Source organism: Pelotomaculum sp. PtaB.Bin117 (genome assembly GCF_002067195.1).
GTDB lineage: Bacteria > Bacillota > Desulfotomaculia > Desulfotomaculales > Pelotomaculaceae > Pelotomaculum_D > Pelotomaculum_D terephthalicicum.
The window spans coordinates 26,044-33,448 of sequence record NZ_MVQM01000075.1 but is presented as its reverse complement, the minus strand read 5'-3'; the positions used below and the strand labels follow the sequence as shown (position 1 = coordinate 33,448).

Annotated in this window: 8 protein-coding genes and 1 rRNA gene; all 9 read right to left on the bottom strand. The window is 48.1% G+C overall.

Translation table 11 applies throughout. The features are described 5' to 3' along the window. Positions 1-79: ribosomal RNA gene (locus tag A4E54_RS05040) — 16S ribosomal RNA — on the bottom strand; the annotation flags it as partial. A gap of 328 nt (positions 80-407) precedes the next feature. Beyond that, a complete protein-coding gene (gene lysS / locus A4E54_RS05035) occupies positions 408-1,928 on the bottom strand; it encodes a lysine--tRNA ligase (protein ID WP_240083511.1) in 1,521 nt (506 codons plus the stop codon). A gap of 25 nt (positions 1,929-1,953) precedes the next feature. After that, positions 1,954-2,430, bottom strand: coding sequence for a transcription elongation factor GreA (gene greA / locus A4E54_RS05030; RefSeq protein WP_240083512.1), 477 nt, complete (start codon positions 2,428-2,430; stop codon positions 1,954-1,956). A gap of 234 nt (positions 2,431-2,664) precedes the next feature. Next, positions 2,665-3,744 carry a saccharopine dehydrogenase NADP-binding domain-containing protein gene (locus A4E54_RS05025; RefSeq protein WP_240083513.1) on the bottom strand — a complete coding sequence of 360 codons (1,080 nt, stop codon included), beginning with the start codon at positions 3,742-3,744 and terminating at the stop codon, positions 2,665-2,667. A 12-nt stretch (positions 3,745-3,756) separates the two neighbouring features. Next, positions 3,757-4,290, bottom strand: coding sequence for a helix-turn-helix transcriptional regulator (locus tag A4E54_RS05020; RefSeq protein ID WP_312038084.1), 534 nt, complete (start codon positions 4,288-4,290; stop codon positions 3,757-3,759). Positions 4,291-4,423: 133 nt separating this feature from the next. Further along, positions 4,424-5,398, bottom strand: a complete 975-nt coding sequence (dusB, locus tag A4E54_RS05015; RefSeq protein ID WP_240083515.1) for a tRNA dihydrouridine synthase DusB — start codon at positions 5,396-5,398, stop codon at positions 4,424-4,426. Further along, positions 5,395-6,165: a type III pantothenate kinase gene (locus A4E54_RS05010; RefSeq protein ID WP_240083516.1), complete on the bottom strand. Its 771-nt coding sequence runs from the start codon at positions 6,163-6,165 to the stop codon at positions 5,395-5,397. The genes dusB and A4E54_RS05010 overlap by 4 nt, the downstream gene beginning before the upstream one ends. Before the next feature lie 103 nt (positions 6,166-6,268). Continuing rightward, positions 6,269-6,550, bottom strand: coding sequence for a late competence development ComFB family protein (locus tag A4E54_RS05005; RefSeq protein ID WP_240083590.1), 282 nt, complete (start codon positions 6,548-6,550; stop codon positions 6,269-6,271). Positions 6,551-6,676: 126 nt separating this feature from the next. Continuing rightward, the gene (locus A4E54_RS05000) at positions 6,677-7,255 is read right to left on the bottom strand and encodes a biotin transporter BioY (RefSeq protein WP_240083517.1); all 579 of its coding nucleotides are present in this window, start codon (positions 7,253-7,255) and stop codon (positions 6,677-6,679) included. Positions 7,256-7,405 lie beyond the last annotated feature (150 nt).

Sequence of the window (7,405 nt, the reverse complement as noted above, 5' to 3'; positions counted from 1 at the left end):
CTCGTAACCTCCGTTCGACTTGCATGTGTTAAGCACGCCGCCAGCGTTCGTCCTGAGCCAGGATCAAACTCTCCATTTAATATAGAAAATTTGATTTGCTAGCTCGCTTTTTTTCCTCGGAATGTACTGCTCGCTTCTTGCTTTCGCTTCGACGAGAGTTCATGTGTTTCTTGATTTCCATCCATCCACTGTTTAGTTTTCAAAGACCTGTTTGTCGCATATTGTCGCGAAGATTTTCGCAGCACATTTGCTACTTTACCACTTTCAATTTCTCTTGTCAAGAAACTTTTATCCTGTCAAGAAAACTTTTATCCCGGAGCATAACCATAAAATGTCCCGGGTGATTATATTATCATAAAGCGATAACCATGTCAACATCTCTTACCCATCATTATACTTATAATTTATCAATCACGCGGCCTCATCAACGGGAATAATATGACATCCCGGATCGAGGGCGAGTTCGTCAACAGCATTACCAGCCGGTCGATTCCGATGCCCAACCCGCCGGCCGGCGGCATACCGTACTCCAGGGCGGTGATATAATCTTCATCCATCATATGCGCCTCTTCATCCCCGGCGCTTCTTTTTTCAACTTGTTTCAGGAAACGCCCTTTCTGATCAATGGGATCGTTTAGCTCCGAAAACGCGTTGGCCATCTCACGGCCGTAGATAAATAATTCAAACCGGTAGGTTAATTCAGGATTTTCAGCTTTGCGCTTGGCCAGCGGCGATATTTCCACCGGGTAGTCCATTATGAAGGTGGGCTGAATCAGCCTGGGTTCCACCACTTCTTCAAAAACTTTATTTAAAATGGAGCCCCATGATTCGGCGGGATCGATTTCCAGTCCGATTTTCGCCTGCTTCACAGCGTTTTTAGCTTCCTCAGCGGTTTTTATCACGCCAAAGTCAATCCCGGAGTGCAGTTTGACCGCGTCAAGCATGGGCAGTCTTGTCCATTTTGGGGACAAATCAATTTGGGTGCCCTGGTATTCTATCTTCGTAGTTCCGAACACTTCAAAGGCAACATTAGCAACCAGTTCCTCGGTCAAATTCATCATATCGTCATAATCAGCGTAAGCCTGGTATAATTCCAGCATGGTAAACTCGGGGTTATGTTTTGTGGAAATTCCTTCATTACGGAAATTCCGGTTAATCTCATACACTTTTTCAAAACCGCCCACAATCAGCCTTTTCAAATAAAGCTCCGGGGCGATTCTTAAAAACAGCTTCATATCCAGGGTGTTATGGTATGTGATAAACGGCCTGGCTGCGGCGCCGCCGGCAATGGCATGCATCATCGGCGTTTCCACTTCCAGGAAACCGCGGTTATCCAGATAACTGCGCACGGCGCGGACAATTTTACTTCTGGCTTCGAAAACTACCTTTACTTCCGGATTAACGATGAGGTCTACATAGCGCTGCCGGTAACGGAGTTCTACATCCTTCAATCCATGCCATTTTTCAGGCAGGGGGCGCAATGATTTCGACAGCAGTTTTAAGTCTTCCGTCGCCACAGTAATCTCACCCATGCGAGTTTTAAAGACCTTACCGGTCACACCAATAATGTCGCCTATGTCCAATTTGCCGAACAATTCATATGCCGGCTGGCCGATATCATTTAACCGGGCGTAAATTTGAATTTGGCCGGTGGCATCCTGGATATGAGCGAACGACGCTTTGCCCATCCCCCGCTTGGACATAATTCTGCCCGCCACTACAACATGCTCATTTTCCAATTTCTCAAAATTAGCTAAAATATCGCCGGCCATGTAAGTGCGCTCATAACGCCCGCCGTACGGCTCAATACCTTTGTCCCGCAGTTCGGTGAGTTTTTCCCTGCGCACAAGCATTAAATCATTAAGTTCCTCTTCAGGCGAAATTTGTTCCTTCCCATTTGCAACGGTTTTTTTTCCCTGTTCAGACATAAATACAATTACCTCCGGTACTTACTTACCTCAAGATATCCACAATCTGGTACTTCAACACTCCCACCGGCACTTGAACCTCCACCACACTGCCCTTGGCCATGCCAAGAATTGCCTTGCCCACCGGCGATTCATTCGAAATTTTATTTGCCGCGGGGTCGGCTTCGGCGGAGCCTACTATAGTGTACTTAAACTCGTCGTCAATCTCCAGATCCTTTAACAAAACCACCGAACCAATGGAAACAACTTCAGTGCCCAAGTTCTCATCATCTATTATTTTAGCATTGCGAAGCATCTTTTCTAAAGTTAAAATGCGGCCCTCTATAAAAGCCTGCTCGTTTTTCGCGTCTTCATACTCAGAATTCTCGCTAATGTCGCCAAAAGCAATGGCCTGCCTGATTCTCTCAGCCACCTCCCGCCGCTTCACCGACTTAAGCTGTTCAAGCTCCTCTTCCAAGTTTTTAAGACCGTCAACTGTCAAGATTACTTCTTTTTCTTTCATTAAGCACTGTCTCCTTATCTCTGGAATCCTTTCAAAACAATATATGTGCCATGCCTTCAATTCATACAGGTAGAAAAAGCCCCCATACTACACTTAAGCACTGCAAAAAGCGATTTCTCCGCAGTGCTCCATGAAACTGTGATTTATTTATTACAGCCAGGACTTTAGTGACATTATAAGAAGATGCCTCTAATTTGTCAAGGCTATCTTGACTCTTGATGTAATTGCAAGTGATTATTTCGCCGTTGCACCGCTCCTGGCGCGGCTCTTGATCATTTCGATTTCCTGCGGGGGTATCGCCCTGCCGAAGCTGCGGAAACCGGCCAGTTTAAAACCGTGTTTTTTAGCCAGCGCGGCAATTTCTTCAACCTTTTCTACGCACAAATCCCGGCCGAGAGTAAAGCTTTCGTAGCGTTTTTCCAGGGCCAATACCATTGTCTCGGCCATACAGGCGTAAGCCGTCCCCGGCGGAAAACCGAAGTTCAGGTTGAATTCAACCTCGCCGGGCACTTCCACAACCCCTCCCTCAATAACCAGGACATCGTCGCGCACTTCAGCAACCCGCCGTGATACATCACGCGGCCGGGCCACATCACAGACAACCGCGCCTGGCCGTAAATCCTCCGGTTCAATGACCGTGTCCAGGGCGCTGGTCACCGTGATCACGATATCGCCGGTGCGAAGCGCTTTCTTATTGTCGGATGTAACCTTGACAGCCAATCCGGTGTCATAAAGCACTTTCGCGGCCAGTTCTTCCAATTTGCGCTCTTCCCTGGCCACCAAGGTCATACTGCGTACTTCCCTGGCCAGGATCAAGGCGCAAACCCGGCCGATGGAACCGGTGGCGCCGAGAATCACCACCGCCGCCTTCTTCAGGTCATGCCCCATTGCCTTGGCAGCCTCCCTGACCGATTCGACAGCCGTGGCCACTGTGTAACTATTCCCCGTGGTAACAGGTATTTTTAAGCTCCTGGCGACCGTAACACCGGCATCGCCCACAATTTTCGTAAAGGCGCCAAGGCCAAGTATCTTGGCGCCAAGCTTCTCAGCCATGCGTCCGCCTTGAATGATTTTGTTCATAACATATGCCTGCGGCATGCTCATGATTAAGCTGGCTGTCAGCGGACAGGCGATAAACCACCCTTCCGCCTCTCCGTACCGGGAACGAATCCCGGTGATTTGAGACGCCTTTATCGGGGGCAACAGAGCAAACGCCCGCTCTATTATGCTATCCGGTATAAATTTAGCAAACTTGAATTTCATGGCCACATCCCCGGCAGACATGGGGTGCAGCATGAAGGCGAACCTATGCAAACTTTTTACCTCCTATTCTTTGATAGCCCTGACCAAATCCACTAATTCGTCCGGGTCGACATACTTATCTTCTTGAATTGGCGACTCACCAATCTCAAACCCCACCACATCTTTGTCCAATACCGCCTCAAAAATTTTGATCCGTTGATTTGAACCGAGCACAAGCACCTGATCAAAAGAGTGGGCTTTCGCAATCAAGTCCATGATGGCATCAAATAAATCGACACCACTTTTTTGTTTCACAAATTCCCAACGCTCTTCTTCGGACATCAGGAAAATAAAGTCCACGCCTTCCCGCTCCAGGACTTCCTGAATCTCTACTTTATTCAGAACAGGGAAGCCGAAGACAGCCAGCCGGCGGCCTTTCCTGATTTCACCCAGATTTTCCAAACGGCAGACCAGAGTCCGGTCAACACCCAGCCTGGAAGCTACTTCAGTCTGTGAAAGACCCTTCCTCCTCAAACTTAACATATTGTTAAGAACTTGATTAATTTTTCTTTTGCTTATGATCTTTTCCCCAAGACGGATTAATTCCAAGATACACACCTTCAATTACAGGTATTCAGAAACCAGAAGTCAGCATTCAGAATATTTCAAGACTATAAAATTCTGACTCCTGTCTGACTCCTGGCTCCTGCTCATGTGCACACATTTGTGTACATAAAAATATTAACAAAGCTTACCTTTCTTCGCAAGTACCACATAGGATTATTTTTAAAATCTTTTCCAGTTCCTCTTTACTGCCGGCTTTATTGATTCTGTCCCTCAACTTCGCCGCGCCGCGCACCCCCTTGGTGTACCAGGCGGCATGCTTGCGCATCTCCCGCACGGCCACCTTTTCCCCCTTGTTCTCGATAAGCAAGTTCAAGTGCCGCAGGGCCGCCATCACCCGCTCTGCGGGCGCGGGTTCAGGTAAAACCACGCCGGTTTTCAGAAAATGCGCCGTCCTTGAAAACATCCAGGGGTTGCCCAGGGCGGCCCGGCCAATCATAACCCCGTCACAGCCGGTCTGCTCCATCATCAGTAAAGCATCTTCCGGACACCTGATGTCGCCGTTGCCAATCACCGGCACGTTTACAGCCTTTTTTACCGCCGCGATGATTTCCCAATCCGCTTCCCCCGTATAAAATTGTGAGCGGGTGCGGCCATGTACGGTTAATGCGGCGACACCCTCACCGGTTAACAGTTTCGCCATTTCGACAGCGTTTATTGATTTTTCATCCCAACCTTTACGCATTTTAACCGTTACCGGAACCCTGACCCGCTCAACCACCGCCCTGACAATTTTAACGGCTAACCCCGGATTCTTCATCAGGGCGGCCCCTTCTCCGTTTTTCACAATTTTTGGCGTAGGACATCCCATATTGATGTCAATAAGATCAGCACCGCGGCTCTCCGCGATTTCCGCCGCCATAGCCATATACGCCGGGTTGGAACCAAAAATCTGCACGCTTAACGGGCTGCTTTCACCAGCCAAGTTCAGCATGCCGCAGGTCTTCGGATTACCATATAAAAGGGCCTGGTCGCTCACCATTTCAGTGCAAACCAGGCCGCATCCAGCCTCTTTGGCCAATATCCGGTAGGCCTTGTCGGTAATGCCCGCCATCGGAGCGGATATCACCGGATTGGCCAGTTTAATTTGTCCGATTTTCATCTCGGTGAATTCCTCTCGTATATCAAACGCAGCCCGGTCAGGGTCAGGAAAGGGTCCACCCGGTCAATTCCCGTGCTTTCCTGGGCAATCAGTCTGGCCAGCCCGCCTGTGGCAATAGCCTTAGCATTTTCACCCAGTTCTTTTTTCATCCGCCTGATAATCTCATCAACTTGCCCGACATACCCGTAAAAAATACCGGACTGCATACTTGTGACAGTGTTTTTTCCGATAACAGAAGGCGGTTTGACAAGTTCAACCCTGGGCAGCTTGGCTGCCCGCGCAAAAAGAGCTTCCGTGGAAATGCCGATACCGGGCGCGATCGCCCCGCCCAGGTATTCGCCCCTGGAGTTAATAGCGCAATAGGTTGTAGCTGTTCCGAAATCAATTATGATCAGCGGACAGCCGTATAATTCAATACCGGCGACAGCATTGACGATACGGTCGGCGCCTACCTCCCTGGGATTCTCGTAATTAACCGGAAGGCCCGTTTTGATGCCGGGGCCTACGATCAGTGGAGTAAGACGAAAATACTTCTGACAGGTTCTTTCCAAGGTGAACGTCAGTGGCGGAACCACTGTGGAAATAACCGTGGCTTTAATTGCACTCATCTCAATCTGCGAGATAGTAAACAACTCTTTAAGCATGATCCCATATTCGTCAGCCGTACGGTCACGTCTTGTGGATATTCGCCAGTCTGCCACCAATTCGCTGCCGCTGTATACTCCAAGCACAATATTCGTATTGCCGACATCAAAGACTAGGATCATTCCCGTCCCCGCTTTCATGTGAAATGGCACTATAAAAAATATCACCTTCCATTTTACCAAAGAGTTTGCCCAGGTGCAACCCGTCAAGAAGAATATTCAAATCCTAGCTGTCTTCTCTTGAATGGTGCGGTTTTTTGCCTACAATATCAATCGCCTCAGTTACAACCCTGATAATATCTACCTTGTTCTGTTGTTTTAAGGAACCTACCCTCAGCAAAACTTCACCCTCCGCGGTAACCACATAGGAAGGAGACAGTTTGTTCAGTGCAATCGCCGCCATGTCAAGCTTACAGCGTTCACACTTGCATAATTCCTGGCAATTCTTCAGGATGTCTTCAATCGTCTCCTTTACAAGTATTTCCATTACATTTATCAGACGGAGCATCTGCAAATCAATCCCCTCTTCTCAGTCTGGTAAATTAATTCTTCATGATCTTAATTATTCCTTTTACTAAGAAAAAAAACAGCTAATTAGTCTATACAAACCTTTGGACATACAACGCGGTTCGCCTCAGACCTGACCTTTATTAACACCATACGCGTCCAGCCGCCGGTAGACCGCCCTGGACAGTACCGAGGCGGCAACTGCCTTAATCAAGTCCAGGAGAATAAAAGGAGTAAAACCAATAGTCAACAACTTCGCTAAAGAAATGTTTTGCCCCATATAAAATGTCAAGATAGCATAAAGGTAAGACAACCCTATCAGATCGTAAACCGCCACACCGGCGAGCATGGCAAAGAAATAGCGGGTGATACTGCTATTTTCCCTGTCTTTAAGCAATAAGCCGATCACATACGCGCTCCCGATAAATCCAATTAAAAACCCGAAGGTTGGTTGAATCACGTAAGAAGGTCCTCCGAAAGGAGCGGTAGCAAACACCGGCACCCCCACCAAACCAATTAAAATGTAAACAACTATGCTTAGCGCCCCCAGGCGGGGGCCCAACAAACCGCCCGCAAGCATTACCACAAACGGCAGAAGGCTAAAAGGCACAATAGAACCGGCATAGCGGACCAACATGGCGGCGACTACCGCCATGGCGGCGAAAACCGCGGTCATAGTGATGTCACGCGCTGAAAACCTGGACATAAAAACCCCCCTTAATAAAAGTAGTCAGGAGTCAGAATAATATATAAAACATTAAACAACTCTTAACCATTCTTTTATTCTTATTCCTTAGCTCCAAACTCCTTAGTCCTTACTTCCTGAAAATAAAATTTTCATCTGCTGCTGGTGCCA

Excerpts from the sequence above, each read along its gene's own strand:
- lysS (WP_240083511.1), bottom strand. The coding sequence starts at position 1,928 with ATGTCTGAACAGGGAAAAAAAACCGTTGCAAATGGGAAGGAACAAATT.
- A4E54_RS05005 (WP_240083590.1), bottom strand. The coding sequence starts at position 6,550 with ATGCTCCGTCTGATAAATGTAATGGAAATACTTGTAAAGGAGACGATT.
- A4E54_RS05000 (WP_240083517.1), bottom strand. The coding sequence starts at position 7,255 with ATGTCCAGGTTTTCAGCGCGTGACATCACTATGACCGCGGTTTTCGCC.
- dusB (WP_240083515.1), bottom strand. The coding sequence starts at position 5,398 with ATGAAAATCGGACAAATTAAACTGGCCAATCCGGTGATATCCGCTCCG.
- A4E54_RS05010 (WP_240083516.1), bottom strand. The coding sequence starts at position 6,165 with ATGATCCTAGTCTTTGATGTCGGCAATACGAATATTGTGCTTGGAGTA.
- greA (WP_240083512.1), bottom strand. The coding sequence starts at position 2,430 with ATGAAAGAAAAAGAAGTAATCTTGACAGTTGACGGTCTTAAAAACTTG.